This is a genomic window from Pannonibacter phragmitetus DSM 14782 (assembly GCF_000382365.1).
Taxonomy (GTDB): Bacteria; Pseudomonadota; Alphaproteobacteria; order Rhizobiales; family Stappiaceae; genus Pannonibacter; species Pannonibacter phragmitetus.
Window position 1 is genome coordinate 78189 of the sequence record NZ_KB908215.1, and the last position, 26680, is coordinate 104868.

Here is a 26680-nt window from a genome sequence, read left to right on the forward strand (position 1 = left end):
TTTGCAAGCCTGACCGCAAACCTTGCGCCAAGCCTTGCGTTGCCAGCCCCGGCATGAACGGCTAAAAGTCGCTGCAACAGACTGAGGCCAATGGTGCCTCATGGCACGAATGAAGGACGACATGAGCGTGACGGACAAGAAAAAAGCCAAGGAAGGCAGCCTTGGTGAAACGGTCAAGGTGATCGTTCAGGCCCTGCTGATCGCGCTGGTCGTGCGCACCTTCCTGTTCCAGCCGTTCAACATCCCCTCCGGGTCGATGATGAACACGCTGCTGATCGGCGACTATCTGTTTGTGTCGAAATACAGCTACGGCTATTCGCGCTACTCCTTCCCCTTTGGCATGCCGCCCTTCGAGGGGCGTGTGCTGAGTTCGGATCCGGAGCGTGGGGATGTGGCCGTATTCAAGACGCCGCATGACAATTCGACCGACTACATCAAGCGTGTCATCGGCCTGCCCGGCGACGAAATCCAGATGATCGATGGCGTGCTGCATATCAATGGCGAAGCCGTGCCGCGCGAGCGCATCGAGGACTTCATCGACAAAGACAGCTTCGGCAACGAGCGCCGCGTCGCCCGCTACCGTGAAACCCTGCCCAATGGCGTCAGCTACGACACGCTGGACCTGACCCCGCGCGGCCAGTCCGACAACACACGCGTCTTCAAGGTGCCGCCCGGCCACTACTTCATGATGGGCGATAACCGCGACAACTCCACCGACAGCCGCGTGCCGGTGGAACTGGGCGGCGTCGGCTATGTGCCGGTTGACAATTTCGTCGGCCGCGCCGAAGTGATCTTCTTCTCCGTGGACGGCGGGCATCCGGCCTGGATGTTCTGGTACTGGCCCTGGTCCGTGCGCTGGGACCGCCTGTTCCAGTCGATCTGAGGCAGGAGACGGTATGACCATTTCCCGGAAGACTGACATGCTTTCCGCCGTCGAGGCGCGGATCGGCCACACCTTTGCCGACCGCAGTCTGCTGCAACAGGCGCTGACCCACGCCAGCGCCCTGTCCGGGGCCGACACGTCCGGTGGCAGCTACCAGCGGCTGGAGTTCCTCGGCGACCGGGTGCTCGGCCTTGCAGTCGCCAGCATGCTGCACAAGCACTATCCCCGTGCCGACGAAGGCGAAATGGCGCGGCGCCTGAACCACATGGTCAAGCGCGAGACCTGCGCCGAAATCGCCATCGAGCTGAAACTGGGCGATGACATGCGCATCAGCCAGAGCGAGGCGCAGACCGGCGGACGCCAGAAGACGGCGCTGCTGGCCGATATCTGCGAGGCCGTGATTGCCGCCATCTATCTGGATGCGGGCTTCGAGACGGCGGAAGACTTCGTGCGCCGCCTGTGGGAGCCGCGCATGCTGACCTTCTCCGGCCCCTTGCGCGATGCCAAGACCACCCTGCAGGAGTGGGTGCAGGCCAAGAGCCTGCCGGCACCGCTCTACAAGGTGGTCGACCGCACCGGCCCGGACCATGCGCCGGAGTTCATCGTTGCCGTGCAGGTGGAAAAATTCCCCAGCGCCGAAGGGCGCGGCAACTCCAAGCGCGTGGCCGAACAGGCTGCCGCCGAGACCATGCTGCGGCGGGAAGGCGTCTGGAGCGACTGACGCCCGAGGCCCATGCACGGGATGCTTCGCCTCGCCCAACAAACCAGCTATGATTGACCCGCCGGGGCCGGACTGCTGTCCGCCACGCCGGATGACACTTTGAAAGACGACAGATTTGACCGATCAGGACCTGCCCGGCACCGCCGGGACCGACATGGACGCCCTTCATACCGCAGACGGCACCCGCGCGGGCTTCGTTGCCCTCATCGGCGCGCCGAATGCCGGCAAGTCGACGCTGATCAACCAGCTGGTCGGCACCAAGGTCTCCATCGTCACCCACAAGGTCCAGACCACCCGCGCCATCGTGCGCGGCATTGCCATGCATGGTGCCTCGCAGATCATTTTCGTCGATACCCCCGGCATCTTCAAACCCAAGCGCCGGCTGGACCGGGCAATGGTCGACACCGCATGGGGCGGCGCACGCGACGCGGATGTGACGGCCCTGCTGATCGATGCGCGCAAGGGCCTGACGGAAGAAGTGGAAGCCATCCTTGGCCGCCTTGCAAACATGCCCGGCAAGAAGGTGCTGATCCTCAACAAGACGGACGTGGCCAATCGGGAGAAACTTCTAAAGGTCGCGACCACCGCGAACGAAACCGTCACCTTCGAGCGCACCTTCATGGTCTCGGCCCTGACAGGTGATGGCGTTTCGGACATTCTCGCCTATTTCGCCGGGGAAGTGCGCCCCGGCCCCTGGCTTTATCCGGAAGATCAGGTTTCCGATGCCCCCATGCGCATGCTGGCGGCGGAAATCACCCGCGAGAAGCTGTTCGAGCGCCTGCACGAGGAAATCCCTTACGTCTCGACCGTCGAGACCGAGCTCTGGGAAGAGCGCAAGGATGGCTCCGTGCGCATCGAGCAGACGATCTATGTGGAGCGCGACAGCCAGAAGGCCATCGTGCTGGGCAAGAAGGGCCAGACCATCAAGATCATCTCGCAGGCCGCCCGCACCGAACTGACGGAAATCGTGGAACGGCCCGTACATCTGTTCCTCTTCGTCAAGGTGCGCGAGAACTGGGCCGATGATCCGGAGCGCTACCGCGAAATGGGGCTGGAATTCCCGCGCTGATCCGGCGCGGGACACAGAACAGGGAAACCGGGTGGCACGCCGATGGAATGGACAGATGACGGCGTTCTCCTTTCCTGCCGCCCGCAAGGGGAAAGCGCGGCTGTCGCCGAGGTGATGACCCGCCATCAGGGCCGGCATCTCGGCCTTGTCCGCTCGGCCCGCTCCCCCCGCATGACGCCGCTGCTGCAGCCCGGCAACACGCTGCGCCTCACGTGGCGCGCCCGCCTGCCTGGCCAGCTTGGTCTTTTTTCTGTTGAAGGCCTATCCTTGCGTGCCGGTTTCCTGATGCAGGAAGCTGCGGCACTCTACGGCGTGCAGCATCTTGCCGCCCTCACCCGCCTGCTGCCGGAGCGCGCTGCCCATGAGGGCATCTTTCAGGCGCTGACCGTAGTGCTGGATCACCTGCACGAGCCGCTGATCGCCGGTCCACTGATCGTGCGCTATGAACTGGCGATGCTGACGGAACTCGGCTTCGGCCTTGATCTCAGCCGCTGTGCGGCCACGGGACAGGCATGGGATCTGGCCTATGTTTCCCCGAAAAGCGCGCGCGCCGTCAGCCGCGATGCTGGCGCCCCCTACCGGAACAAGCTGCTGCCCCTGCCTGCATTTCTGGTGGACGGTGAGCGCCAGCCCGGCACGGAAATCAACTTCACCGACCTCTCCGGCGGCTTCACGCTGACGGCCTTCTTCCTCGACCGGCACGTCACCGGTCCCGCCGGTCTTGACCTCTCCACCACGCGCACCGGCATGACAGCGGCCTTCGCCAAGGCATATGAGCAGGCGGGCCTGATGGGGTTTGGCGGATAAACCGCTCAAGACCGGGGAAAAACCTGCAGAATTCTGCCATTTCCACCCCCGCAGAATTGTGTGGATGGGCCAATCCGGGCTATGGCTCGCAGCATGGGAAACGAGCTGATTCCACCAAGCGGCATTGAAGGCGTCAACCTGCGCGAAGCGCTGGAAGAACGGTACCTTGCCTATGCCCTCTCCACCATCATGCACCGGGCGCTGCCCGATGTGCGCGACGGCCTGAAGCCGGTTCACCGGCGCCTGCTCTACGCCATGCGCCTTCTGAAGCTGGACCCCGGTGCCGGCTTCAAGAAATGCGCCCGCGTGGTCGGCGACGTGATCGGTAAGTATCACCCGCATGGCGACCAGGCTGTCTATGACGCCCTTGTGCGCCTTGCCCAGGATTTTGCACAGCGCTATCCGCTGATCGAGGGCCAGGGCAACTTCGGCAACATCGACGGCGATAACGCGGCGGCGATGCGTTACACCGAAGCGCGCCTGACCGACACGGCCAAGCGCCTGCTCGACGGGCTCGACGAGGATGCGGTCGATTTCCGAGAGACTTATGACGGCGAAGAACGCGAACCGCTGGTTCTGCCGGGCGGCTTCCCGAACCTCCTCGCCAACGGCTCTTCCGGCATTGCCGTGGGCATGGCGACCTCCATTCCGCCGCACAATGCCCATGAGCTGTGCCTTGCCGCCCAGCACCTGATCAAGCACCCGGAAGCCGAAACGCGGGATCTGCTGGCCTATCTCAAGGGGCCGGATTTCCCAACCGGCGGCATTCTGGTGGAGGACCCCAAGGGGCTGCTGGAGGCCTATGAGACCGGTCGTGGCAGCTTTCGCGTCCGCGCCCGCTGGGCCGTGGAGGATCTGGGGCGCGGCCAGTGGGTCGTCGTCGTCACCGAGATCCCCTATCAGGTGCAGAAGTCGCGCCTGATCGAGAAGATCGCCGAGCTGCTGACCGCCCGCAAGCTGCCGCTGCTGGACGATGTGCGCGACGAATCCGCTGAAGACGTGCGCGTCGTCCTGGTGCCGCGTTCGCGCAACGTCGACCCTGCCCTTCTGATGGAATCCCTGTTCAAGCTCAGCGAGCTTGAAACCCGCTTCCCGCTGAACCTCAACGTCTTGTCCATGGGCAAGGTGCCCATGGTGATGGGCCTGAAGCAGGTTCTGCGCGAGTGGCTGGATCACCGCAAGGAAGTGCTGGTGCGCCGCTCGCAGCACCGTCTGGCGCAGATCCTGCACCGGCTTGAGGTGCTGGAAGGCTATCTGATCGCCTACCTGAACCTCGACGAGGTGATCCGCATCATCCGCGAGGAGGATGAGCCGAAGGCCTCGCTGATGCGCACCTTCAGCCTCTCCGACGTGCAGGCGGAAGCCATCCTCAACATGCGCCTGCGCTCCTTGCGCAAGCTTGAGGAAATGGAAATCCGCAAGGAGCACGAGAAGCTCAGTGCCGAACGGGATGCCCTGAACGCGCTGCTCGGGTCCGATGCCAAACAGTGGGCAAATCTGGCCAGGGAAACGGCGGAAATCGCCAAGGCCTATGGCCCCGAAACCCTTCTCGGCAAGCGCCGCACGGATGTGGCCGAAGCGCCGGACCATGACATTGGCGACATCCAGCAGGCCATGATCGAGAAGGAGCCGGTCACGGTCATCATCTCGGAAAAGGGCTGGATCCGCGCGCTCAAGGGCCACCAGCAGGACCTCGCAACCGTCGCCTTCAAGCAGGGCGACAAGCTGAAGTTCTCCTTCCATGGCGAGACGACGGACAAGATCCTGCTGCTGACCACCGCCGGCAAGTTCTTCACCCTTTCCGCCGCCAACCTGCCGGGCGGGCGCGGGCATGGAGAGCCGGTGCGCCTGATGGTGGACATGGACGAGGGCCAGGACATTGTCTGCGCCTTCCTCCACAAGCCGGGCCGCAAGCTGATGGTGATCAGCGACGAGGCGCGCGGCTTCATCGTGCCGGAGGCCGATGTCATTGCCAACACGCGCAAGGGCAAGCAGGTGCTGAATGTCACCGCGCCCAACGAAGCGGTTCTCTGCATTCCGGTGGAGGGCGATCAGGTCGCCATCATCGGCCAGAACCGCAAGCTGCTGGTCTTCCCGCTGGCGCAGGTGCCGGAAATGGGCCGCGGACGCGGCGTGCGCTTGCAGCGCTACCGGGATGGCAGCGTCGCCGATGCGGTGGTCTTCTCAGGCGAAGCCGGCCTTGTCTGGATCGACAGCTCGGGCCGCAGCTTCAACCGCTCCATGGATGACCTCGCCGACTGGCGTGGCGACCGGGGCCAGGCGGGCCGCCTGCCCCCCACCGGCTTCCCCCGCACCAACAAGTTCGGCACGGGCAAGCTTTGATAGCAGCCCGTGCGGCGGCTGAGCACTTTCAAGGCGTGATGCGTCAGCATCGAAAGCCTTGGCATGAAATGACACGGGGAGAAGCTGAAAAGCTTCTCCCCGATGCGTTTGGACCTCTCCAGCACCAAATCCACACTCTCCGTCATGCCATGACTTGATCATGGCATCCATTCCATTACCCATCCAAGGATAGAGGCGTTCCTCGTCACGCCGGAATGACGCAAGGAGCAAGCTGAAGCGGAACGGTATGGATCCCATGATCAGGTCATGGGATGACGAATACGGTGTGGTCAGTGACAGGCGAATGGCCCAATGCGGCTCCAAAGCCTGCCCAAAGCAGGTCAAATCCGGATCGGGCAAGACCGAAGCAGCGTTTCAACCAGCCTCCCCACAAAAATCACACACTCCGTCATGCCATGACTTGATCATGGCATCCATTCCATTGCCCATCCAAGAGCAAAGACCTTCCAAATCGCACTGGAATGCCACAAGGCGCAACCTGAAACGGAACGGCGTGGATCCCATGATCAAGTCATGGGATGACGAATACGGTGTGTTCAGTCACAGGTGGCGGCGTCTTGCTCATGCTCATGCGCATGCGCATGAGCATGAGCATGATCGTGCCGCTATGAGTTTCATCCACAACATATCCACAGCCTGCCAACAACTCTTTCACAAGCTGCCAACAGGCTTGGACACAGGGTTTTCCAGAAGGTTTGCACAAGGCAGGCGCGTCAGCTGAAGCAGTCTCCAGTCAGCTCTCAGCTGTCAGCCCTTAGCTGCCAGACTTCAGCAAGCGGCCCTTTTCGCGGGCCCAGTCGCGGGCCTTTTCGGTTTCGCGCTTGTCGTGCAGCTTCTTGCCGCGGCCAAGGGCGAGCTCCAGCTTGGCGCGGCCCTGCTCGTTGAAATAGATCTTCAACGGCACCAGCGTCTTGCCTTCCTTGGCCACGGCTGCTGCCAGCTTGGCGATCTGGCGCTTGTGCAGCAGCAGGCGGCGCGGACGGCGCGGCTCGTGGTTGAAACGGTTGGCCTGAAGGTACTCCGGCAGATAGGAATTGTAGAGCCAGATCTGGCCGTCTTTCTCCGCCGCGTAGGATTCCTGAATGTTGGCCTTGCCGCCGCGCAAGGCTTTCACTTCCGTGCCGCGCAGCTCGATGCCGACTTCCAGAACGTCCTCGATCTCGTAGTTGAACCGCGCCTTCCTGTTGTCCGAAACAACCGTCCGGGCGGGGCCGCCAGACTTGGGCGCCATGGTCACATCTTCCCTGCATGGACGCGGAAGGGCCACATCCCGGCCCTTCCGGTCAGTTTATCAACACAACCCGCCCCTCCTTCGTCATCCCGGCCAAGCGCAGCGCGAGCCGGGACCGGTGAGCCGGGGGGGCAAGTTGTTTTTCTCCAGAGCCATAACTGGTGCGCCTTGGCCCACCGGTCCCGGATCTCCGCTTCGCTGCGTCCGGGATGACTACGGAAAGAAATTCCCGAAAGATCAGACCGGAAGGGCGATTGCAGGCCCTTCCGGTCACTCTATCTCAGTTGATCAGGCCCGCGTGCACCATGGCATCGCGGATCTGGGCCTGCGTTTCCGGCGAAACCGGCACAAGCGGCAGGCGGACTTCGTTCTCGATCTTGCCGAGAAGCGACAGGGCATATTTGACGCCCGTCGGATTCGGTTCGATGAAGAGCGCGTTGTGGAGCGGGCCCAGCCGGTCCTGGATGGCGAGCGCGGCGGCATAGTCACCGCGCAGCGTGGCGGCCTGGAAATCGGCACACAGCTTCGGCGCGACATTGGCCGTCACCGAAATGCAGCCCTGCCCGCCATGAGCGTTGAAGCCGAGCGCCGTGATGTCCTCGCCCGAGAGCTGGAGGAAGTCCGGGCCGCAGGCCTTGCGCTGCATGGTGACGCGCGCCATGTTCGCGGTCGCGTCCTTGACACCCTTGATGTTCCGGCAGGTGCTGAACAGCTCCGCCATGGTCTCCGGCGTCATGTCGATGACCGAGCGGCCCGGGATATTGTACATGATGATGGGGATGCCCACAGCATCATCAATCGCCCGGAAATGCGCCTTGAGGCCCGCCTGGTTCGGCTTGTTGTAATACGGCGTCACCACCAGCAGCGCATCTGCGCCGGCCTTTTCCGCATGGCGGGCGAAATCGATTGCCTCGGTGGTGTTGTTGGAACCGGCACCGGCAATCACCGGCACGCGGCCGGCCGTCACCTCGATGCAGAGTTCGATCACGCGCTTGTGCTCGTCATGAGTCAGCGTCGGGCTTTCGCCCGTGGTGCCCACCGGAACGAGGCCGGAGCTGCCTTCTTTGATCTGCCAGTCCACAAAATCCTGAAAGCGTTTCTCATCGACCGCGCCATTCCGGAACGGAGTGATCAGCGCTGGTATCGATCCCTTGAACATTTTCAGAATTCCTTGTTGGACTTTGTTTTCCCGCAGATTTCAGGCGGGAATGGTCCGGCACAATAATGTGCAAGTGGCCTTGCGGCAATGGCTTAGACGGCATCAGATTGCGCTTGCGGACAGGCCTTGCACACCTGTTGCAGCAAGGTAGCATGGCTGCTCCTGCAGCATCCGCAAATGGTGGCTGCAAACCGGCAGCAAGCGGCCGGGCAGCCGGGGAGAGATTATGAGCATTACGGCAGAAGACTTCCACTGGACGGCCGCCGACGGGCTGAGACTGGCCGGATGCGTCTGGCATCCGCCTGTTGAAGTGCCCGGCGCCGTGCCGCTGATCTGCCTTCCGGGCCTCAGCCGCAACACCCGGGATTTTGCGGATGTGGGGCAGGCTCTGGCCGCCAATGGCCGCAAGGTCTATGCGCTCGACTATCGCGGGCGCGGGCGCAGCGACTGGGACCCGAACTGGACCAACTACAGCCTGCCCGTAGAAGCCGCTGACATTGCGCTGTTTCTGGCACAGGCCGCCCTGCCCCGATTTGCGGTGCTGGGCACCTCCCGCGGCGGGCTGCATGCCATGATGATGGCAGCGCAAATCCCGCGTGAGATCTTCTGTGCGGCGATCCTCAACGATGTGGGACCGCGAATCGAACTTGGCGCGCTCCTCGAAATCCGCGACAGCTTTGCCGCGCGCCGGGTCTATGCCAGCTTCGAGGACGTGGCAGCCACACTGAAGAGCGCCCTCGCCCGTGATTTCCCGAAGATCGACGATGCCGGCTGGCTGAAATTTGCGAGGCAGGCCGGCAAAGCCACCGCTGAAGGGGTGATCTTTGACCACGACCCTGCGCTGGACAAGCCGATGGAGGCGATCACCGCCGATACGCCCTGGCCCGAACTCTGGCCCCTGTTCGCCCCGTTGCTGGACAGGCCGGTTCTCGTGCTGCGCGGCGCCAATTCCCGGCTGCTGACGCAAGCCACGCTAAAGGACATGGCCGCCACACATCCGGACCTCTCAAGCCTGACCATCCCAGACGAGGGCCACGCGCCGCTTTTGTGGGACAGTCTGAGCCAGAGAGCGATAGAGGACTTTCTGCGGACAAGAGTGGACGGTTGAGTGGCCGCAGACGCACCTGACACTGCGTCTTCCGCATCTTCCGCTTGAAACCCGCCGCCACGAGGGGACCTGCATACCGCAGACCAGCAGCCTGATCATGTCACAGTAATATGCAGGGTTGGGGCGATGCCAAGGCAACGCGGTCATTGTGACCGCACATCCTCCTGAACAAAGAAAAACCCCGCAGCTTTCGCTGCGGGGTTTCCATCAAATCCAGAGGATCTGATTAGAACGTGCGCTGAACGCGGAACATACCAGCGATGGAGTCCTTGTCCGGGCTGTTCTTGATCGAACGGTTGCGGTACTCGAGCTCGCCACCGAAGATGAGACCGGAGACCGGCTCCCAAACCAGGTTGCCCGAAACGCCCCACTGGGTCGCATCGTTGAAGCCGAACGGCAGGTCGATCTTGGCGTAGGAAGCGTCGATGTTGGTCGACCACTGCGAGGTCCAGTAGTGGGTCAGACCACCGCTGACCGACCAAGCCTTGGTGGTCTTGGTCGTGCCGCCGAAGAAGTACGCGTCCTGCAGGCCGGTGATGCTCGGAGCACCGGCGTAGGAGATAGCGCCGTCAGCATACTGAGCCTGGAAGGAGATGGAGTCCTTGGCTGCGATCATCGGCAGCTTGAAGGTCACGCCAGCGCCGATTGCGTAGCCAACCTTGGTCTTGGAAGCGGTCGGAGCAAGGCGTGCTTCATGCAGAGCACCCATGATCTGAGCGGAACCCCAACCCTGGTCGACGCGCAGGTTTGCGACGAGGTCCGGAGCGCGGTGACCAGTGGTGCCGATCTGGCGGTAGGTGCCATCTTCAACTGACAGGGTTGCGCTGATGCCGTTGCCGAAAGCAGCGGTGTAAGCAGCAACCCAAGTCGAGCCCTTGTCAGACCAGACGTGACCGATCGGGCCGTTGAAGGCGCCACCGGTGAAGTAGTCGAAGAAGGACGTAGTGCGGCCGAAGGTGAAGCTTCCGAACTGGATGAACGCCTTGTCGAGCGTGGTGCCAGTCGAAGAGGAGTCACCAATGCCAGAGTTGGCAGTGAAGTAGGTGTCGATGTAGGCGCGAACCAGACCGTATTCGGTGTTGGTGCGTGCATCCAGACGGATGTAGCCACGAGCGCGGGTCGAGGTGCCGGCATCGGTACGCTGGTCCCAAGCGTTGGAACCGGAAGCGTTGCTGTCGCCGAAGTCGTTGAAGTAGAAGTCAGCGCGGATACGGCCGCCAACGCGGAGGCAGGTCTCGGTACCCGGGATATAGAAGAAGCCCGTGCCGAAAGCGTCGCAAACGCGAACGTAGTCAACCGGCTCCGGAGCGACCGGCAGATCAGCGGCCTGTGCGGTGGTGGCAGCAGCAGCGGCAGCAGCCGCGCCGAGCAGAATGCTCTTAAGGTTCATTTTCTGACCTCCAAATCAGTCAATCAATGGTGTTCATCGCCGCCGCCCTCTTGGGCTACAATCGAATTCCACCGATCCCCGCGAATTGTTCTGATATTGCCACCGGCCGGAGGTATGAATAGTCCTTGGACGGCAATCCAGTGCGACCCGGAGGCCGCTCGCACAGTGACCATACCCATCCTCGTTTTTCGTTCAACCTCGAAACACCCTCCCACCCCGGTCCGGGGCCGCTTTCAAAATGCGGTGTTGCACGAAAGTCACGACTTTGGGGGCGATCTTAAGATTCCCGTAACCAGTGAGGCCGGATCTGGGCGGAAAAACCCTTACGAATCCGTTTCTTCCCTGGTTAATCTGCAGCTGCGCCCCTGTTGAAAGAATGTCCCGCAGAGCGGATTCGGCGCGGCACAGCGGCAACAGCAGGCGGTTTCCGCCGTTCGTGGCCGCAAGGCAAGCGCTGAAGATCTGCTGGGTTCAGTGCAGGCGGACACTGATCCGGTCGCTGCGGCCATCCGCATCCACGACTGTGATGACAGAATCGCCCGGACCGTCTGGCGCCCAGGCGAGGCTGGTCATGAACTGGCCGGTTCCGACAGGGCGCCCGTTGGCAAACCAGGCATAAGGCCCGCGGCCGCCCTGAAGTTTCACCACCAGCGCCGCATTCCGGTCTGATGCAAGACCAAGTTCGACCTCTGCACCATCGGGCGGATAGGCGATTCGCAGTGCTGCACTCTTCTGTGCTGGCTGTGTTCCAGCAGAATGCGTTGCAACGGGTCCTCCGCTGTCGAGCGAACGGACACGTGCTTCCTTCAGCGGCAGAGGCAATCCGGCATTGGCGCTCTGCAGCACACCGGCAGGCGGCTGCGGCAGGGGAATGCGCTTGGCCCCGAGCCGCTGGAACGCCTCAAAGAGAATCGGTGCGGCAGAATTGATGCCGGTCATGCCCGGCACCGGCGTGCCATCAGGCCGTCCGGTCCAGACGGCCACCACGTGGCGGCCATCGAATCCGGCCGCCACCGCATCCCGGTAGCCATAGGCCGTGCCGGTCTTGAAGGCGATTTCGCCTTCACCGCTCGAATCGGGCCGCGGCACGCCGAGAAGAACATCGCCGACATACCAGGCGGCCGCAGGCTCCAGCAGCGGCAGGCCCGAGGGACGGGCGGCAGCCTTCATGTCATAGCGCAGCGGCATCGCCTTGCCGCCGCTGGCAAGGTCCGCATAAAGCGTTGCGAGGTCCTTGAGGCTGAGGCCAACGCCGCCAAGACCAATGGCCAGCCCCGGCGCAATGCCTGAGGGCAGAACCGGCTCGACGCCCGCGCGGCGCATGCGCGCCGTCAGCTGGGCAGGTCCCACCGCATCCAGCAGCCGGACTGCGGGAATGTTGAGGGATAGCTGCAAGGCCTCGCGTACGGTCACCGTGCCCTGAAACGACATGTCAAAGTTTGTCGGCGTGTAGCCGCCAATGCGGACGGGCCGGTCCTCGATATAACTTTCCGGGTGAGCGACGCCCTCCTCGAAGGCCAGCCCATAGATGAAGGGCTTCAGCGCCGAGCCGGGGGAACGCACGGCGGTGACCATGTCCACGTGCCCCTGACGGCTTTCTTCCTCAAGGCCGGGCGAGCCGACCCAGGCCAGAATCTCGCCCGTGGTGTGATCGGCCACAAGGGCTGCGGCGGAAAGGCGGGAATTGCCGCCCCGCACTTTCGAGGCCAGCAGGGCTTCGAGCGACTGCTGCAGATTGCGGTCAATGGTCAGGCGCTGCTCCAGGGCCTGAGGATTGGCGCTCACCACCTGGCGGGTCAGGTGCGGGGCGATCATCGGCATGGCGCGGCGGACGGAAGGAACAGATTCGCCCTTGGCGGCGGCTGCTTCTTCTTCATCCAGAACACCGGCCTCTACGGCCCTGTCCAGCACCCGGTCCCGCGCCACACGGGCAGCCTCTGGCGACCGGTCCGGCCTGCGGGCTTCAGGCGCCTGCGGCAGGGCGACGAGCAGCGCAGCTTCTGCCGGCGTCAGGCGGCCCGGCTCCTTGCCGAACCAGACGAGGCTTGCCGCCCGCACGCCTTCCAGATTGCCGCCGAAGGGCGCGCGCAGAAGATAGAGCCGCAGAATCTCGTCCTTGGACAGATCCCGCTCCATGGCCAGTGCGGCCATCATCTGCTGATATTTGCCGGACAGGCTGCGCGTGTCTGCCTCGCGGGCAAGACGCGCGGTCTGCATGGTGAGGGTGGAACCGCCGGAGATGATGCGCCCCGCCATCAGCATCTGGCCGAGCGAGCGGGCCAGCGCCAGAGGATCAACGCCGCCATGATCACGGAAGCGCCTGTCTTCGAAGGCGATGAGCATCCGTATATAAAGAGGATCGACGGCGGTGACGTCCACCGGCAGGCGCCAGCGCTCGTCAGAGGCGGTGAAGGCGCGCAGCAGATCGCCATTGCGGTCGAGCACTGTCCGGGAAACGGACAGATCATCATATTTGCGGGCAGAGGGCACCGCCGCCACATCGAGCGCCACCTGCAAGGCCCCAGCCCCGGCTGTGGCAAGAACCAGCCCGGCAACACAGCCCATTAGCCAGAAGCGGCGGCGCCTGATGCGCCTGCGCGGCGGTTTGCTGTCCGGGCAGGAGGTCTCCCGCCCGGAAAGTTCAGATGATTGAACCAGCTTGTCTTCGCCATCGGTCATGACTGGCTCATCCCGTTTCAGCAGGCAGTGTTTACAACAGACTGCCAGTCAGGCTCCAGCTCCTCTCCCCCCTTGAGGGGGAGATGCCCCCGGCAGGGGGCAGAGGGGGGTGACGGACTGTCCGCGACAGAGAGATCCTGCCGTATTGAGGCGCAGCTACCCCCCTCTGTCAGCTTGCGCTGACATCTCCCCCTCAAGGGGGGAGAGGGGCGCTGCGGCAAAACGAAGGCCCAATCCTTCTCCGTGCGTCCAAAGTGAACAGTGCCGTTTCAGCAGGGAAGAGAGGGGGCCTCCCCTCCCCCGCTCAGCGCACCGGCCCGAGGATCTCGAACCGGCTTGTGGCCGTCACGCCGTAGCGGCTGGTGACATACATGTCCTCCACCGTGGCGGGCGGATGAGCATAGGAGCCCGGCGTCACGGCCCGCGCCAGATAAGCGAAGGTCAGCACGGGATCGCCGAAGCGGCGCTGGTCAACGGAGACCACGAAGCGGTCCTGACGGAACTCCACATGGTCTGGCATGTCGATGGTGTTCAGCCAGGACAGTGCCCCCAGATCGCCGGAGCGGACAAGGCGCGGATTGTCGATGACAAGGCCACCCGGCAGGCGGTCCACCACGATCAGCCGGCCATTGTTTTCCGTCAGCGGCTCCACTTCGATCACCACCACAAGGCGGCTGTTATAGGGCACGGCTGCAGGATCAACCTCGGCCCCGTCCAGATCATAGATCTTGCGGGAGATGGCAAAGCCCTCACCGCCTTCCGGCAGCGGCTCGGTCGTCTGGCCGGTCACGGTCAGCATAACACGCTGCGGCCTGCCGCTCGTATTGGCGAAGGTGACAGCTTCATCTGACACATCAGCCCCGGTGAAGCGCCAGCCCAGACGGCCCGTCTGTTCCTGCCCGTCCACGGAGAAGGTGGACTTACGGGCATCTTCATTTGCCTGACGGGCAGCCATCAGCATCCATGCCATTTCCTGCGTGGAGTTGTAGGCAGAGACCTCTTGCTTTCCGGCGATGAAGTCCGCCACCGGGCTGCTCGCCTTGCTTTGCCCGGCTTCCGACATATAGGTCAGAATGCCGGCAGCATCGCGCACCGGCGAGCCATAGTCCGCGCGGAAGATGCCGGCCCGCTCCAGCGGCAGGGCATCGGCAGCCTTTTCAAAACCGCGGGCCGAACGCTGCTGTTCGCCGTAAAGAGCGAGAGCGGCGGAGACCTGCGCCTTGGCAAGCGGGGTGGAGAAGTCCTCGAACTTCACGTCCATATAGTAGCGCAGATCACCGATGGAGGCCCGGCCAGTCCGTGACAGGACATAAAGCGCATAGGCAATGCCCTCCCCGCCCGACGAGAAGTCATTGGCGTAGGAGACACGGTTCTGCAGGCTGTCGAGCGCCGCGGTATAGGCCACATCCGGCACGTCATAGCCCTTTTCACGGGCACGCACGAGGAAGTCCGTTACATAGGCGTCGAGCCAGGTGTCGCTTTCGCCATAGCTGTTCCACATGCCGAAGGAACCGGAAGAGTTCTGGTTCGCCAGCACCCGGGCAATGGCATTGACGACCCGTTCACGCAGCTCGGGATCGGTGCCAAGCCCCGCATCCTCCGCCACTTCGTTCAGATACAGCAGCGGCAGGGCGCGGCTCGTCGTCTGTTCGGTGCAGCCATAGGGATAGCGGTCGAGCGCGTCGAGCAGCCCGGTCACGTCAATATTTGCCTTGCCACCAATGGCAAGGCTGACAGACGCGGTGTCCGCATGGAAACCCTCGAGGGTGGCGCTGTCCAGCACCAGTTCCTCGCCGGCCCCAAGTTCGATCGTCTCCGTCTGGGTGGAATAGGGCTGGGTATCGCGCACGCCAAGCTTCAGGGACTTGGATGCCGTGGTGCCTTCCGGCCCGGACATGGCCAGATCAATGGCCGCATCACCCACCGCCTCCATGGCCTTTACGGGCAGGCGCAGTTCCAGCTTGCCGCCCTTGGCGAGCTCCACCGTACGGGTGGTCTGGCCGTCTTCCAGCTCCACCGGCCCATCGATGCTGGTCACCAGCTCGTAGGACCCGGCAGGACCATCCACATTGTCGATCTCGATCAGGATGCGCGAAGTATCCCCCGGCGCCATGAAGGCCGGCAGGCTGGTGCTCATCACCACCGGATCACGCACCTGCACGTCGCGGCTGGCTTCGCCCACGCCGCTGGCGGACCAGGCAACGGCCATCAGCTTGAGGGTTCCGTTGAAGTCCGGCACGTTGAAGGTGACAGCCGCAGTGCCGTCATCGCTGACTTCAACGATGCCGGAGAACAGGGCCACCGGCTCCTCGTCGGGCGGCGGGGCCTTGAGGCCGGAGCCGCCGTCGCCACCGGAGCGCACCGTGCCGCGTGTGCCGGCGGTGCGGTCAATCAGCTGGCCGTAAAGGTCACGGATCTCGATGCCGAGGCGGCGCTGGCCGAAGTACCAGGAGCTGGGCTCCGGTGCCTTGTAGCCCGTAAGGTTGAGGATGCCCACATCCACGGCAGCGAGCGTGAGATAGGCCTTTTCGCCAGCCGGCAGGTTGGCAAGCTTCAGGGTTGCGGCAAGTTCCTGGCGCGGGCGCATGGTGTCCGGTGCGGTGATCTCCACCGCCAGCTTCCGGTCACCCGCTTCCACCTGCCCCCAGGCAAGGCCGAGGCTGCGGGCAGGCATGCGCTTGGCGTCAATGTCCATCGGCCGCAGCAGGGTTGCGGTCACATAGGCGCCTGCCCCCCAGTCATCGGTCACTGTCAGGCTGACTTCGGTTTCCGAGCCATCCACCTCGACGGTTTTCGTTTCCAGCAGGCCATCAGCGAACACATTGATGATGGCAACGCCTTCCGTCTTCGGCTTCAGGCGCAGGATGGCCGTTTCGCCGGGGCGGTAGGCGGATTTGTCGAGGCCCACGTCCAGCCGGTCCGGCGTGTCGGACGAGCCGCCAGCCGAGTACCAGCCGGCCGAGAAGGTGTCGCTGGTCTCAGCCGGCTGATTGCCGCCGAGCGAGACTTCCAGCTTGTACTCACCCCAGTTGACCGGCAGGGAGAGCCGCGCCGGGCTGTCAGAGGGAACGTCGATCTTGCCGGAGGACACCCGCTCGCTGGAGGTCACCGGTTCGAAGTTCCACTGGCCATCGCTGCGGTACCACTGATAGCGGCGGTCGATGCGCGACAGGGTCCAGTTGATGTCCTTGCCTGCAATCTGCTTGCCGTTTTCATCGACGAGCACGATCTCGTAATCCGCCGGGCCGCCTTCATCGACGCCACCGGAGAACAGAGGCTTCACGCCAATACGCGGACCGCCGGGCAGAACCGGCAGATCAAGGCTGCGCTCTACATAGCGTCCGCCAGCTTCCACCAGACGGGTGATCAGCGTCGAGGTGTAGAGCCCTGAGGTGGGCTGCAGCTGCGGCAGGGAGAGCGGGAACGTCACCACACCGTTTTCGTCGGTCGCAAGGCCTTCGGGCAGGCTGGCGCGTTCCGGATAGATACCCTCGTCCGCAAGGCCAAAGACATAGCCGGGGAAACCCGCAAGGTTGCGGACCGGGGCAGCGATGATCTCGCCCTCAAGCGTCTGGTTGGCCGCCGGGGCGCCATAGAGGAACCGCCCTTCCACGGTCACGTCCACCGGACGGGCAAGGCTCAGCGCCTCGGCCGATGCCTTCAGCGTGTAGTCTACGCGTTCCGGCTGATAGTCCTCCACGAGGAAGGTCTTCTCTGCGAGCGCGTTGCCTTTGGGGTCCAGATGGACACGCAGCGTCCAGGAGCCCTGCTGCACGCCGGCCGGGAGGGACAGGTCCTGAAGATAGCCGCCCAGACCACCGTCATTGATCACGGTGCGGGAGTACTCGACGCCATCGGGCCGGATGAAGATGAAGGTCAGCGGCAGATCCGTCTGGGCATCGGCCTTGGCCGTGCGCAGCAGCGCCTGGGCGTGCACCGTCTCACCCGAGCGGTAAATGCCCTTGTCAGTCCAGCTGAACACATCCAGCGGCCCCGGAGCCGGACGCCCCTCGACGCCACGGTCGGACAGATCGAAGGCAGGCTTGCGCAGGTCGAGGAAGGAGTAGTCGCCCTGCTCTGTTTCAGCAACGACCAGCGCCGGAGCCCGGCCGCCGCGGCCACGCGACAGGCCCGCAGCAAAGGCCGCAAGGCCGTTGGCATCGGAGACGGCCTCGCCCAGCACCTCATTGTTGACGGCAACGAGGCGGACTGTCACGCCTGCCATCGGCTTGGCATCGGAGAGCGAGCGCAGCGAGGCAATCACGCCTTCCGTGCCCGAATAGGAGCTGAGGCCGATTTCGGAGACGATGAACCACTGGGTGGCCTTGCTGCTCCACTCGTCGGTCTTGTCGAGCTTCGACTTCGCCGACATGGCATAGACGCCCGGCTTCAGCTCAAGGCCCATGTCCTCCAGCGGGATCGCCGTCGTCACGTCCTCGTTGAGCGGGCTGGCTGTCTCGACAACGCCGGACCAGACTTTCTCGCCAAGCTCATCTTCCAGCTGGCTGCTGTCATAGTAGGACAGCTGGCGCATGAAACGCTCGTCACGCACCACGTCCACAAGGCCGCGGTCGCCGATGCGGAAGATTTCCAGCGCGACTTCCGTGCTGTTGACGGAAACGACCGGAATCGTCGCATCCTTGCCCTTCGGCAGCACATAGGCACGGCCAAGGAAATGCACGGACGGCGCACGGTCGCGGATGTAGAGTTCGAGGCGGGCGGAGCGTTCCAGCTTCTCGCCATCATTGGCGGTGATGCCTGCACGCACCTGCACTTCATAGCGCAGGCCATGGCGCACACCGGTGACACAGAGCTGCGAACCGTCAGCGGCAACCGCCGTGCCGTTGCCGCCCTGCACTTTCAGGAAGTCGGAAAAGTCCCTGTTCTTCTCCAGCTCATCGGAGAAAATCACGCAGATGCGCGGCTCGGCAGCATCTGCATCAACCCGGTGATCGAGAATGCGGAAGCCATGGTCCGCCACCATCTGCTGGTAACGTTCGGCGAGAGGCGAATCTGCCGGGTTCAGATCGCGCGCCTTGCGCAGGCTGCGGATCGCAGGCTTCCACTCCTGCGACAGGGCAAAGGCCCGCGACAGCGCCTCCAGCGCAGCACCCTGCTGCCCGCTGTCAGCGGCGTTGAGATAACCATTGACCGCCGCCGAAATGCTGTTGCGGCGCAGGGCCATGCGCTGCTCCCAGTCGTCCGGCTGCTGGTTGACCTGCGCCAGAGACAGGCCGGTCCATGCGGCACTGTTGGCCGTATCCACGGCCAGAAGCGAGCTGAAGGCCGCCTGCGCCTGCGTATAGGAGCTCATCAACAGGTCCTGTTCGGCCTGCTGCAACTGGGTCTCGACAGGGGTGCTGGCCGGGGTGCTGGTCCGGGTCACCTGCGAGGCATAACGCTGGGCTTCTTCCATGTAGTAGTTGGAAACGAAGCTCAGCTCCGCCCGCCGCTCGGCAACGGTGGCCTTGGAAGAGGCCTTGACCTCGACCACACGGCCGGCGATGGCCCCGTTGAAGGCCTGAAGCTCGCCCTGCGTGTTTTTCAGGAAGCACCAGCGGGCGGAGGTGTTGTAGGTGAAGGCCTTGCACTGGCGGTCATCAAGGCAGGCAGTCTCGCAGGTGGCGATGTCAACGTCCTTGACCGTGCGGTAGTCCCCCCCGAAATAATCGGCATTGGGCACCTGCACGATGCGCTGCTGCTGGGCTGCGGCTGGCGCCACTCCGGTCAGCGGCAGAATCACCGATGCCGCCAGAAGCGCTGCGAAGCCGTGGCGCACGAAGGCCGGAACCGGAGCCGCGCTCCATCCTTCCGGCGTGAACATCCGCTTCAAAATCTGCATGATAGTGCCTCCCGGGCGGTTTCTGACGGTTTCAGGCCGTTCGAACCGCCGCAACATTGCCTGCCGGCCAAAACCTGCCGGCACAGCAAAACCCCAGACGCCCCAAACGGGGCAAAATGACCTCAAAAAATCCACCGGAAGCATCGCGGCAGCCCCCCTCCGCGTCAAGCGATGCAGATCACATTTTGGGCGATGGCATGGCTGATGCGAGACACTCGAAGAGCCCGGCTGAACGGGTCCGTCCGTTATTCGGCCTTCGGACCAAGCAGCGCAGCGATGGCCTGCATCAGGCTGGCAGCTTCCGCCGCCGCCTTGCCGCGCGGATCGGTCTCGAACACGGTCAGCCCCTCGCCCATGGAAGCGGCAAAACCGGTGCGGTTGCCGAGCATCGGCGCCAGCCGCTCCAGCCCCTGCGCCCGGATGGCTTCTTCCACATCCACCGTCAGGGCCGCACGCGGCGGCACCCGGTTGAGGATCAGGAATGCGGGTGTGTCCTCACGCTTTGCCATCTGGAAGGTCTGGCCCGTGGCCCACAGGTCCACCGGGGTCGGCTGCACCGGCACCAGCACCAGTTCGGCCGCATCGATGGCCGGCCTTGCGTCCACATCGGTCTTCGGCGGCGTGTCAATGATGACGAAGTCATGGTCCCGGGCGAGCGCCTTGGCCTCACGCCGCGCGCCCCAGCCGCTGGCGGTGCGCAGGGTGATGCCGGTCGTCTCCTCACCCAGCTTGCGCTCGCGCGCTTCATACCAGGTGCCGAGCGAGCCTTGCGGGTCCACATCCAGAATGGCGACCCTCAGCCCCATGGGCAGTCCCGTCACGATACCGTTCAGGAACCCGGATGCCACATGCGCGGTCAGGGTGGTCTTGCCCGATCCACCCTTCTGCTGGGCGACTGTCAGAATATGTCCCGTCATTCCTGCCCCCGCGCAAGCGATCTGCGGCAGCCTACTGGCCGCCAAGAGCCTGATAGATGCGGTAACCCGGTCTGCCCGTTACAGGCAAGCCAAAGTTTTGTTCCGCCTTCTTGATGCTCTCACGGGTTGCCGGGCCGATACGGCCATCCACCTCGCCGTCATAAAACCCGCCGCGCGCCAGAAGCTTTTGCAATTCCAGCCGCTTGGCGCGGGAAAGGCCGGGATCTTCCGTCGGCCAGGCCGCTGCAAAAGGCTCTCCGCCCGAGATCAGCTGCGACAAAAGCGCAATCGCAAGGCCATAGGACTGCGAGGCATTGTAGGAGAACAGGGCGTCGAAGTTGCGGGTGACAAGGAAGGCCGGGCCATTGGCGCCAGCGGGCTGGATCAGCCCCGCCTCCGTGCCGCCGGACAGGGGCTTGCCATCGAGACGGCGGATGCCGCGCCGGGCCCAGTTGTCGAGACTTGCCTTGTCACGGCGGCCGACAGGCCCCTTGTAGTCCTTCGGCAGGCGTACCTCGTAGCCCCAGGCCCGGCCCTGCTGCCAGCCTGCGTCCTTGAGGAAATTGGCGGTGGAGGCCAGCGCATCGGCGGTGGTGCCGACCAGATCCTTGCGGCCATCGCCGTCAAAGTCCACGGCAAGGCGGATATAGGTGGTGGGCATGAACTGGGTCTGACCGAAGGCTCCGGCCCAAGAGCCGATGAACTTCTCCGGCGGCACATCGCCCCGGCTGGCAATCTGCAGGGTCTTGATCAGCTCATCGCGGAAATATTTGGAGCGGCGGCTTCCGGCACAGGCAAGGTTCGCCAAGGCATGAGGCGTATAGAAATCGCCCATGGACTTGCCGAAGTCGCTCTCGATACCCCAGACGGCGACAACCACATGCGCCTCGACGCCATAGGCCTTTTCAACGGCAGCCAGCACTGTTTTATGCTGCTGCAGCAGGGCCTTGCCGTCGCGGATGCGCTCCTCGTCCACCAGGGTTGCCATATAGTCCCAGATCGGCGTTTCATATTCCGGCTGGCTGGTGGAAAAGCGCAGAACGCGCTCGTCCGTCTTGGCTCCGTCGAGCATGCGGGCGGCGATCTCGGGCCGCACGCCTGCTGCCACCGCATCGTTCTTCAGCCGTTCAAGGCAGCTGCCAAGCGCGCGGGCCTCTCCAACACCGGCGAAACTGCCGAGCACCGCAGCCGCCACCAGGCCGCAAGCGGCACGGCCTTTGCCCGCCAGAAAGCCACTTCCACGAAATTCACCCGCCAGAACCTGCCTCAGCCGCACCGTCATTCTCCTCGCCGGACGCCGGATGCCCCCACCCTGCGCCGTGCCGCAAATCACCTGCCAGCGGCAAGTCTAGCGGATTTGCCGTGGCGATGTGAGATGCTGCGATGCAAATTGGCCGAAAGGTGGAGATGTCAGCGCAACAGGCGCATCAGCGCAGAAGAAAGGTTGCTCGCCGGATCGCAGAGATCGAAGACGATGTCGAAATGATTGCGGCCGGGCACCACCAGTTCCGGAGCACCGAGCGCCGTGGCATAGGCGCGGGTCTGGCGGTGGAAGCCGGAAACCTCGTGCTCTGCAACCGCAACCACCGAGGCAGGCGCGCCTGCCGGTGCGCGCAAGGGGCTGAGGGTTTCAAGCTCCTGCGGGGTCAGGCTCATCCAGTCCTGCACATGGCTTCCTGCAATGGGCGCCAGTTCGAACAGGCCGCTGAGCGGCAGCGCGCCTTTCAGCACCTGCCCCGGCAGATCAAACGCCTGCTGCCAGCCGTTCATCATCAGTGTTCCGGCCAGATGCCCGCCGGCAGAGCTGCCGGTGACCACAATGCGGTTGCGGTCGATGCCGAGGCTTTCCGCCTGATGCCAGAGCCAGGCAAGGGCCGCACGCATCTGGCGGGTGATTTCGGTGAGCGAAACGGCGGGAGCGAGTGTGTAATCCGGCACGGCGGTGGCAATGCCAAGGTCGGCCAGCAGCGGTGCCATGAAGGCCGACTGGTCCTTCGACAGAGCCCGCCAGTAGCCGCCATGGATGAAGACCAGCAGAGGCCGCAGCTCGCCCGCGCGGGTGCCGTAAAGATCGAGCTTCCCGCCGCTTGCTGCGTCATAGACAAGATCGAGCTTTGCCCCGGCCATCGCCTTAGCCGGGCGGGAGCGGCTACCGTACTCCGCGATGATCTGCGCAAACTGCTCGGGCGTGACGCAGTTCTTCGCGGTGTAATCCACGTCAAGCCGGTCGCGCGGCCAGGCGCCTTCGGCAATCAGGGTGGAGGCAGTGGCAGGAACGTCGGACATGGCTCAATTCCTTCAAGCAGAAGCTGCGGCACTGCCCGCGTCAGAGCACCAGCGCGCCCGCGCGGTTCTCGATCAGGCGCACCAGCGACAGGGCGGTCATTTCGGAGGATTTCGGATTGGAGGCGAGCGGCTTGTTGCTCAGCATCAGTTCCATGCTGCCGAAGGCGCCGCTGGCCGTGAGGCGGTGAGCATTTCCGGCAGCCGCCGGGTCTGCCACCAGCGCCACTTCCGTCCGGTCGAGACCGAGCCCGGCCATGGCGGAGATGACGGCAACATTGGCATTTTGCGGATAGGCGGCTGCCGCCTGCCGGGCGGTGCCAGTGAAGAAGGTGTGGGCCGAGGTGAGATGGTCCAGATCACAGGCCGCCATGGCCGGTGTGCCCTGCCATGCGGCAGGGGGCTTGATGATCTCGTGACGCACATGATCAAGCCCCAGCCGGGAGGCTGCGGCCAGTGCATCAATGCCGCCGAGGGCGCCGGGGGGCACGAGGATCTGGGCGCCGGTGCGTGCGGCCAGCGCCAGCAGTTCGTCCAGAAGATCCCCCTCCACGAAGGCCGATGTGGAGGAAACGGCAAAGTCCATGCCGGCCGCAAGGGCAGCTCGGCCAAACGGGGCGACGCTCTCCCGCCCTGCGGCTTCCAGCACGAGGCCCGGCCTCTGCCCTGCCCCCTCCGTCAGCTCTTCCGCAGAACTGATGTGGCGGCACCCGTCCGGCAGCCCCGCAAGATCTGCAGCCGCATCACGGGTGGCAACCGCAACAATACGGACCGGCGCCTTGCGCTCAGCCAGAACCGCCGCCACCCGGCGGGCGATGGCGCCCCAGCCGATGAGGGCGACGGCCAGCTCAGAGCCCTGCATAGGCCTGCACCTGTTCAGCATCCCGGTCCATGTCCTCCCCCGTACCGCTCCAGACCGTACGGCCTTTCTCGACCACATAGTGCCGGTCGGCAAGGCGCTTGAGAACCGAGAGGTTCTTGTCGATCAGCAGGATTGACTGACCCTCGCGCTTGAGGTGCTCGATGCAGTGCCAGATTTCCGTGCGGATGACCGGGGCAAGCCCTTCGGTCGCCTCGTCAAGGATCAGCAGGCGCGGGTTGGTCATCAGCGCGCGGCCCACGGCCAGCATCTGCTGCTCGCCGCCGGACAGGGTGGCCGCCATCTGGTGCGCCCGCTCCCTGAGGCGGGGGAACAGGTCATAGACCCGCTCCAGCGTCCAGGGGTCCTTGCGCTTCAGCCGGTTGGAGGCGGTGGCGACAAGGTTCTCGCGCACATTCAGCGTGGGGAAGATCTGGCGCCCTTCCGGCACCAGCCCTGCCCCGAGCCGGGCAATGCGCTCCGGCGCAAGGCCTGCGGTGGCCACGCCCTCGAACTGGATGGCGCCGCCGCGCGGGGCCAGAAGCCCCATGATGCAGCGGACGGTGGTGGTCTTGCCCATGCCGTTGCGGCCCATGAGCGTCACCACCTCGCCCTCGCGGATCTCAAGATTGATGTCGAACAGAACCTGGCTCTTGCCATAGGCGGCCTGAAGGTTGGAGACGCTCAGCACAGTTCGTCCTCCGCTCCGAGATAGGCCTCACGCACGGCCGGATTGTTGCGGATCTCGTCCACCGTGCCGCTGGCGATGATGCGGCCATAGACGAGCACAGAGATACGGTCGGCAAGCGCAAAGACCGCCTCCATGTCATGCTCCACCAGCAGCATCGCAGCGCTCTTGCGCGTCTCGTTCAGCATGCCGATCATGGCCTGACTTTCCACATGGCCAAGACCGGCCATGGGTTCGTCCAGCAGCAGGAGGCGCGGCTTCATGGCAAGGGCCACCAGCAGTTCCAGCTGCTTCTTCTCGCCATGGGAGAGATCGGACACACGCACCCTGCCCCGCCCGGCAAGGCCGCTGGATGCCACCCGCTCCTCCGCTTCGTCCCAGACGGAACGGCGGCCGCGGACGAGATCGAAGATGCGGAAATTGTGGCACTCGCGCACCTGGATCGCCATGCCGATGTTCTCTAGCACGGTCATCTCGTCGAGCAGGCTGGTGATCTGGAACGTGCGCCCAAGGCCGAGCGCCACGCGCTCCGGCACCTTGAGACCGGAAATCTCCTGCCCCGCCAGCTTGATGGAGCCTTCATCGGAGACAAGTTCGCCGCAGAGCTGGTTGATCAGGGTGGACTTGCCCGCCCCGTTCGGGCCGATGAGGGCGTGGATCTCGCCCTCGCGCACATCCAGGCTAACGTGATCGGTGGCAATGAGGCCGCCGAAGGTTTTCACCAGCCCCTCTATGGACAGGATGACGCTCATTGGCCGCCTCCCCTGACAAGACGTGACACGCGGGCGATGAGGGCCTGCAGGCCGCCGCGTGTGCCCAGCACCAGCAGCAGCAGGATCAGGCCAAGCGCCAGAGGCCAGTGTTCGGACCATTGCGCGAGGAATGTTTCCAGCACCAGAAAGGCGCCTGCGCCAAGGAAGGGGCCAAACAGGGTGCCGACACCGCCGAGGATGACCATGATCATCAGCTCGCCCGATTTGGTCCAGTGCATCATGTCCGGCGAGGCAAAGCGCAGGAAGTTGGCCATCAGCGCCCCGGCAAGCCCCGCACCCATGCCCGACAGCACGAAGGCGTAGAGCTTGTAGCGGTAGGCCGGGATGCCGAGGGCGGCCATGCGCCGCTCGTTCTGGCGGATGCCGGAAATCACCGCACCGAAGCTCGACTGCGTCAGGCGGCGCAGGCCGAAGAAGAACAGGACGGTTATGGCCAGCACCACGTAATAGAAGGTGGCCCTGTCGCGCATGTTGAGTCCCGGCAGCTCGTTGCTGCGGCGGATGATGATGCCGTCCTCGCCGCCATAGGCCTTCAGCGAAACGAACAGGAAGAACAGCATCTGCGCAAAGGCGAGCGTGATCATGATGAACTGCACGCCGCCGGTGCGCAGCGACAGAGAGCCGATGACCGCCGCGAAGAACCCGGCCACCAGAACCGCCACCGGCAGGGTGATCAGCATCTGATCCGTGCCGGGAATGAAGCCGAACAGCGGCTCGCCGCTGGAATGGTGGGTGGCGAGAATGCCCACCACATAGGCGCCGATGCCGAAGAAGGCAGCGTGTCCGAAGCTGACCATGCCGCCATAGCCGAGCACGAAATTGAGGCTGGCAGCGGCCATGCCATAGATGAGAATGCGTGTTGCCAGCGCCAGCAGCGAGGCCTGGCCGAATTCGGCCGTGAGCGCGGGAATGGCGGCGAGAAAGACGACGAGCAGAAGGGCAAGGATAGGCTTGCGCATCACGACCCCGCTGCAAACAGGCCCTTGGGCCGGACAAGAAGGACAAGGGCCATCAGCAGGTAGATCCCCATCGACGAAATGCCGGTGCCAAGCGCATCGGCTTCCGGCCCGGCCATGAAATTGCGCAGGAGCCCCGGCAGGAAGGCGCGCAGGCAGGTGTCGATGACACCAAGACCGATGCCCGCCACGAATGCGCCCCGGATCGATCCGACCCCGCCGATGACGACCACAACAAAAGTCGCCAGCAGGATCTGCTCGCCCATGCCCACCTGCACGGCCAGGATCGGACCGGCCATGTAGCCGGCCAGCCCCGCCAGCAGCGCACCAAGGCCGAAGACCACGGTGTAGAGCAGGCGGATATCAACGCCCAGCGCCCGAACCATCTCGCGGTTCGTCGAGCCTGCCCGGACCAGCATGCCGATGCGGGTGCGGTTGATGAGGAAATAGAGCCCCACCGCCACCAGAAGCCCCGTGCCGATGATCAGCAGCCGGTACGGCGGATAGTAAAGCCCCGGCAGCAGTTCCACCGATCCATCGAAGCCGGAGGGAAGCAGCGTGAAGACCGGTGAGCGGCCGAACAGCATGACAATGATCTGGTTGAACATCAGAATGAGCGCGAAGGTCGCCAGCACCTGATCCAGATGATCACGGCTGTAGAGCTTGCGGATCACCAGCGCCTCGATGGCAAGGCCGGTGAGGGCAGCGGCGCCAAGGGCTGCGGGAATACCGAGCCAGAAGCTGCCCGTCTCCCCCGCCACCCAAGTGCCCGCATAGGCGCCCACCATGTAGAGCGACCCATGGGCGAGGTTGATCACCCCCATAATGCCGAAAATCAGCGTCAGCCCGGCCGCCAGCAGAAACAGCATGACGCCGTACTGAAGGCCGTTCAGCAATTGCTCGAGTACTAGGATCATCCGCCCGTCCGGTAATTGTCAGAACTATGACTGG

Annotated in this window: 19 protein-coding genes; 6 read left to right on the plus strand and 13 right to left on the minus strand. The window is 64.0% G+C overall.

Annotated elements, in window-relative coordinates; all coding sequences use genetic code 11:
• Window positions 1-121 precede the first annotated feature (121 nt).
• From lepB to parC, 5 genes are all read left to right on the plus strand, one after another.
• A complete protein-coding gene (gene lepB, locus H163_RS0100435) occupies window positions 122-883 on the plus strand; it encodes a signal peptidase I (protein ID WP_026355286.1) in 762 nt (253 codons plus the stop codon).
• 13 nt (window positions 884-896) lie between these two features.
• A complete protein-coding gene (gene rnc, locus H163_RS0100440) occupies window positions 897-1604 on the plus strand; it encodes a ribonuclease III (RefSeq protein WP_019962561.1) in 708 nt (235 codons plus the stop codon).
• A gap of 154 nt (window positions 1605-1758) precedes the next feature.
• Window positions 1759-2673, plus strand: coding sequence for a GTPase Era (gene era, locus H163_RS0100445; RefSeq protein WP_026355288.1), 915 nt, complete (start codon window positions 1759-1761; stop codon window positions 2671-2673).
• A gap of 42 nt (window positions 2674-2715) precedes the next feature.
• The gene (recO, locus tag H163_RS0100450; RefSeq protein ID WP_019962563.1) at window positions 2716-3480 is read left to right on the plus strand and encodes a DNA repair protein RecO; all 765 of its coding nucleotides are present in this window, start codon (window positions 2716-2718) and stop codon (window positions 3478-3480) included.
• Between the two features lie 93 nt (window positions 3481-3573).
• The gene (gene parC / locus H163_RS0100455; RefSeq protein WP_019962564.1) at window positions 3574-5823 is read left to right on the plus strand and encodes a DNA topoisomerase IV subunit A; all 2250 of its coding nucleotides are present in this window, start codon (window positions 3574-3576) and stop codon (window positions 5821-5823) included.
• A 775-nt stretch (window positions 5824-6598) separates the two neighbouring features.
• On the opposite strand, the gene smpB is transcribed toward parC, so the two are convergent.
• Both smpB and dapA read right to left on the minus strand, forming a co-directional pair.
• A complete protein-coding gene (gene smpB / locus H163_RS0100460; RefSeq protein ID WP_019962565.1) occupies window positions 6599-7075 on the minus strand; it encodes an SsrA-binding protein SmpB in 477 nt (158 codons plus the stop codon).
• A 280-nt stretch (window positions 7076-7355) separates the two neighbouring features.
• Window positions 7356-8234: a 4-hydroxy-tetrahydrodipicolinate synthase gene (gene dapA / locus H163_RS0100465; RefSeq protein ID WP_019962566.1), complete on the minus strand. Its 879-nt coding sequence runs from the start codon at window positions 8232-8234 to the stop codon at window positions 7356-7358.
• Window positions 8235-8460: 226 nt separating this feature from the next.
• Here dapA and H163_RS0100470 point away from each other — a divergent pair, with 226 nt between their 5' ends.
• Entirely contained in the window at window positions 8461-9342 is an 882-nt protein-coding gene (locus H163_RS0100470; RefSeq protein WP_019962567.1) for an alpha/beta fold hydrolase, read from the plus strand.
• 226 nt (window positions 9343-9568) lie between these two features.
• On the opposite strand, the gene H163_RS0100475 is transcribed toward H163_RS0100470, so the two are convergent.
• The 11 genes from H163_RS0100475 to H163_RS0100525 all read right to left on the minus strand — a co-directional run bounded on the left by H163_RS0100475 (window position 9569) and on the right by H163_RS0100525 (window position 26646).
• Entirely contained in the window at window positions 9569-10732 is a 1164-nt protein-coding gene (locus tag H163_RS0100475) for a porin (RefSeq protein ID WP_019962568.1), read from the minus strand.
• Window positions 10733-11203: 471 nt separating this feature from the next.
• Window positions 11204-13411, minus strand: coding sequence for a penicillin-binding protein 1C (pbpC, locus tag H163_RS0100480; RefSeq protein WP_019962569.1), 2208 nt, complete (start codon window positions 13409-13411; stop codon window positions 11204-11206).
• Between the two features lie 304 nt (window positions 13412-13715).
• The gene (locus H163_RS0100485; RefSeq protein WP_115336415.1) at window positions 13716-19253 is read right to left on the minus strand and encodes an alpha-2-macroglobulin family protein; all 5538 of its coding nucleotides are present in this window, start codon (window positions 19251-19253) and stop codon (window positions 13716-13718) included.
• 245 nt (window positions 19254-19498) lie between these two features.
• A complete protein-coding gene (gene parA, locus H163_RS0100490) occupies window positions 19499-20170 on the minus strand; it encodes a ParA family partition ATPase (RefSeq protein WP_019962571.1) in 672 nt (223 codons plus the stop codon).
• Between the two features lie 31 nt (window positions 20171-20201).
• Complete coding sequence (locus tag H163_RS0100495) at window positions 20202-21452, minus strand: lytic murein transglycosylase (protein ID WP_019962572.1); 1251 nt, start codon at window positions 21450-21452, stop codon at window positions 20202-20204.
• Between the two features lie 128 nt (window positions 21453-21580).
• A complete protein-coding gene (locus H163_RS0100500) occupies window positions 21581-22456 on the minus strand; it encodes an alpha/beta hydrolase (protein WP_019962573.1) in 876 nt (291 codons plus the stop codon).
• Window positions 22457-22496: 40 nt separating this feature from the next.
• Entirely contained in the window at window positions 22497-23315 is an 819-nt protein-coding gene (locus H163_RS0100505; protein ID WP_019962574.1) for an aspartate dehydrogenase, read from the minus strand.
• Window positions 23302-24003, minus strand: coding sequence for an ABC transporter ATP-binding protein (locus H163_RS0100510; RefSeq protein ID WP_019962575.1), 702 nt, complete (start codon window positions 24001-24003; stop codon window positions 23302-23304). The genes H163_RS0100505 and H163_RS0100510 overlap by 14 nt, the downstream gene beginning before the upstream one ends.
• Entirely contained in the window at window positions 23997-24752 is a 756-nt protein-coding gene (locus H163_RS0100515) for an ABC transporter ATP-binding protein (protein WP_019962576.1), read from the minus strand. Before H163_RS0100515 ends, H163_RS0100510 begins: the two co-directional genes overlap by 7 nt.
• Window positions 24749-25732 carry a branched-chain amino acid ABC transporter permease gene (locus H163_RS0100520; RefSeq protein WP_019962577.1) on the minus strand — a complete coding sequence of 328 codons (984 nt, stop codon included), beginning with the start codon at window positions 25730-25732 and terminating at the stop codon, window positions 24749-24751. Before H163_RS0100520 ends, H163_RS0100515 begins: the two co-directional genes overlap by 4 nt.
• Window positions 25732-26646 (minus strand): branched-chain amino acid ABC transporter permease, encoded by a 915-nt coding sequence (locus tag H163_RS0100525; protein WP_026355290.1) that lies wholly within the window; start codon window positions 26644-26646, stop codon window positions 25732-25734. The genes H163_RS0100520 and H163_RS0100525 overlap by 1 nt, the downstream gene beginning before the upstream one ends.
• Window positions 26647-26680 lie beyond the last annotated feature (34 nt).

What these genes read in the sequence shown, in the direction of transcription:
- H163_RS0100515 (WP_019962576.1), bottom strand. Translation starts at nt 24,752, where the DNA reads ATGAGCGTCATCCTGTCCATAGAGGGGCTGGTGAAAACCTTCGGCGGC.
- era (WP_026355288.1), top strand. Translation starts at nt 1,759, where the DNA reads ATGGACGCCCTTCATACCGCAGACGGCACCCGCGCGGGCTTCGTTGCC.
- parC (WP_019962564.1), top strand. Translation starts at nt 3,574, where the DNA reads ATGGGAAACGAGCTGATTCCACCAAGCGGCATTGAAGGCGTCAACCTG.
- dapA (WP_019962566.1), bottom strand. Translation starts at nt 8,234, where the DNA reads ATGTTCAAGGGATCGATACCAGCGCTGATCACTCCGTTCCGGAATGGC.
- parA (WP_019962571.1), bottom strand. Translation starts at nt 20,170, where the DNA reads ATGACGGGACATATTCTGACAGTCGCCCAGCAGAAGGGTGGATCGGGC.
- H163_RS0100485 (WP_115336415.1), bottom strand. Translation starts at nt 19,253, where the DNA reads ATGCAGATTTTGAAGCGGATGTTCACGCCGGAAGGATGGAGCGCGGCT.
- recO (WP_019962563.1), top strand. Translation starts at nt 2,716, where the DNA reads ATGGAATGGACAGATGACGGCGTTCTCCTTTCCTGCCGCCCGCAAGGG.
- smpB (WP_019962565.1), bottom strand. Translation starts at nt 7,075, where the DNA reads ATGGCGCCCAAGTCTGGCGGCCCCGCCCGGACGGTTGTTTCGGACAAC.
- H163_RS0100475 (WP_019962568.1), bottom strand. Translation starts at nt 10,732, where the DNA reads ATGAACCTTAAGAGCATTCTGCTCGGCGCGGCTGCTGCCGCTGCTGCT.
- rnc (WP_019962561.1), top strand. Translation starts at nt 897, where the DNA reads ATGACCATTTCCCGGAAGACTGACATGCTTTCCGCCGTCGAGGCGCGG.
- H163_RS0100525 (WP_026355290.1), bottom strand. Translation starts at nt 26,646, where the DNA reads ATGATCCTAGTACTCGAGCAATTGCTGAACGGCCTTCAGTACGGCGTC.
- lepB (WP_026355286.1), top strand. Translation starts at nt 122, where the DNA reads ATGAGCGTGACGGACAAGAAAAAAGCCAAGGAAGGCAGCCTTGGTGAA.
- H163_RS0100500 (WP_019962573.1), bottom strand. Translation starts at nt 22,456, where the DNA reads ATGTCCGACGTTCCTGCCACTGCCTCCACCCTGATTGCCGAAGGCGCC.
- pbpC (WP_019962569.1), bottom strand. Translation starts at nt 13,411, where the DNA reads ATGACCGATGGCGAAGACAAGCTGGTTCAATCATCTGAACTTTCCGGG.
- H163_RS0100520 (WP_019962577.1), bottom strand. Translation starts at nt 25,732, where the DNA reads ATGCGCAAGCCTATCCTTGCCCTTCTGCTCGTCGTCTTTCTCGCCGCC.
- H163_RS0100495 (WP_019962572.1), bottom strand. Translation starts at nt 21,452, where the DNA reads ATGACGGTGCGGCTGAGGCAGGTTCTGGCGGGTGAATTTCGTGGAAGT.
- H163_RS0100505 (WP_019962574.1), bottom strand. Translation starts at nt 23,315, where the DNA reads ATGCAGGGCTCTGAGCTGGCCGTCGCCCTCATCGGCTGGGGCGCCATC.
- H163_RS0100470 (WP_019962567.1), top strand. Translation starts at nt 8,461, where the DNA reads ATGAGCATTACGGCAGAAGACTTCCACTGGACGGCCGCCGACGGGCTG.